This window comes from Kitasatospora sp. NPDC059571 (genome assembly GCF_042735675.1).
Taxonomy (GTDB): domain Bacteria; phylum Actinomycetota; class Actinomycetes; order Streptomycetales; family Streptomycetaceae; genus Kitasatospora.
Window position 1 is genome coordinate 1 of record NZ_JBHWBW010000790.1, and the last position, 1,676, is coordinate 1,676.

The 1,676-nt window shown below is 72.1% G+C and carries 2 protein-coding genes; both read right to left on the minus strand.

The window, feature by feature from the left end:
* Nucleotides 1–98: 98 nt before the first annotated feature.
* A complete protein-coding gene (locus tag ACFV0G_RS39040) occupies nucleotides 99–1,064 on the minus strand; it encodes an alpha/beta hydrolase (RefSeq protein ID WP_380558568.1) in 966 nt (321 codons plus the stop codon).
* Nucleotides 1,065–1,191: 127 nt separating this feature from the next.
* Nucleotides 1,192–1,506: a hypothetical protein gene (locus ACFV0G_RS39045; protein ID WP_380558571.1), complete on the minus strand. Its 315-nt coding sequence runs from the start codon at nucleotides 1,504–1,506 to the stop codon at nucleotides 1,192–1,194.
* Between the last annotated feature and the right edge of the window lie 170 nt (nucleotides 1,507–1,676).

The window sequence follows — 1,676 nt, forward strand, 5'->3', positions numbered from 1 at the left end:
GGCCGGATGCCGCGTCATCCGGCCTCCGGCCGGCCGCCGGACAGCGCGGGACGGGGCCCGGGCGATCACGCCCGGGCACTGGCGCGCTGTCAGGTGCCTCACGCCGTCCCGAGGGCCTCGCGGAGGGTGGCGGTGGCGAGGTTGATGGCGGACCGGGCGGCCTGGGTGTCGCGCAGGGCGTTGAGCATCACGAAGTCGTGGATGATGCCCTGGTAGCGGACGGCGGTGACGGGGACCCCGGCCGTGCGGAGCTTGTTGGCGTACGCTTCGCCCTCGTCGCGCAGCACGTCGGCCTCGGCGGTGATGACCAGGGCCGGGGGAAGGCCGGTCAGCTGCGCGGTGGTGGCGCGCAGCGGCGACGCGGTGATCTCGGCCCGCTCCTTCTCGTCGGTGGTGTACTGGTCCCAGAACCACTGCATGGCGTCGCGGCGCAGGAAGTAGCCCTGGGCGAACTGGTGGTAGGAGTCGGTGTCGAAGGCGGCGTCGGTGACCGGGTAGAAGAGCACCTGTTGGACGAAGGTGACGTCGCCGCGCTCCTTGGCCAGCAGGGTGAGGGCGGCGCTCATGTTGCCGCCGACCGAGTCGCCGGCCACGGCGATCCGGGTACCGTCGAGGCCCTTCTCGGCGCCGTGCGCGGCGACCCACCGGGCCACCGTCCAGCTCTGCTCGACGGCGACGGGGTAGCGGGCCTCGGGGGAGAGGTCGTACTCGGGGAAGACCACGGCGGCACGCGCGCCGGTGGCGAGGTCGCGTACCAGGCGGTCGTGGGTGTGGGCGTTGCCGAAGACCCACCCCGCGCCGTGGACGTAGAGGATGACGGGCAGTGGGCCGGTGGTGCCGAGCGGCTTGACGATCCGGGCCTTGACGCTGCCGGTCGGGCCGCCCTCGACGCTGATCCACTCCTCGTCGACGGCGGGCTCGGCGACCTCGCCCGACTGGACCTCGTCGACCGCCGCGCGGCCCTCGGCCGGTGCCAGGTCGAAGAGGAAGGGGGGCTTGGCGGTCGCCTCGGCGAACGCGGCGGCCGCGGCTTCGAGGACGGGCGTGGGTGCGTGCTCGGACATGTCGATTCCTCCGTAAGGGGATCGGGGCCAGCCTGACGCCGATAAACCTAGCGCACAACTATATTGCGCACAACATAAATCGGGCGGCGCTGCGGCTCGCTCGGCTGCAGCCCGGTCCGGGCCCCTCTCACGGTGCGGTGGGCCCCGGTCCGCCGCGCTCGGCCCAGCCGTGGAACGACGAGCGGTCACCCGCGTCCCAGGCCTCGCGCAGCCCCTGGTCGGCGAGGAACGGCCACCGGGCGCCGACCGACGCGCGGAACTCCTCTGATTCGTGGTGCTCGTCGGTCGAGATCGTCGCCATCTGCGTGGAGGCCACGGCGATCTTCGGGTAGGCCGCGGCGAGTTCGAGGTGCTGCTGGTGTTCCTTCGGGCAGCAGTGGCCGCGGGCGAGCGTGCGGACGAGCGGGTCGTCGCCCTGCAACTCGCCCGGTTTCCTCGGCACGTTGGTGCGGTCGGGCAGCTAGTGGTCGGGGAAGGTGCCGCCGGGCACGATGTCCGAGCGCATCGGATGAGTCCCGTCAGGCCGCTCTACCTTCTGAGTCGGGTTGATCGAGCCATTCGTAAGGTTGGGTCGCCCAGGGGCGCTGGGTGTGGCTATCAGGCCGCTGCCAG

Bases quoted from the DNA above. Each gene is read 5' to 3' on its own strand.
- ACFV0G_RS39040 (WP_380558568.1), bottom strand. From the start codon at position 1,064: ATGTCCGAGCACGCACCCACGCCCGTCCTCGAAGCCGCGGCCGCCGCG.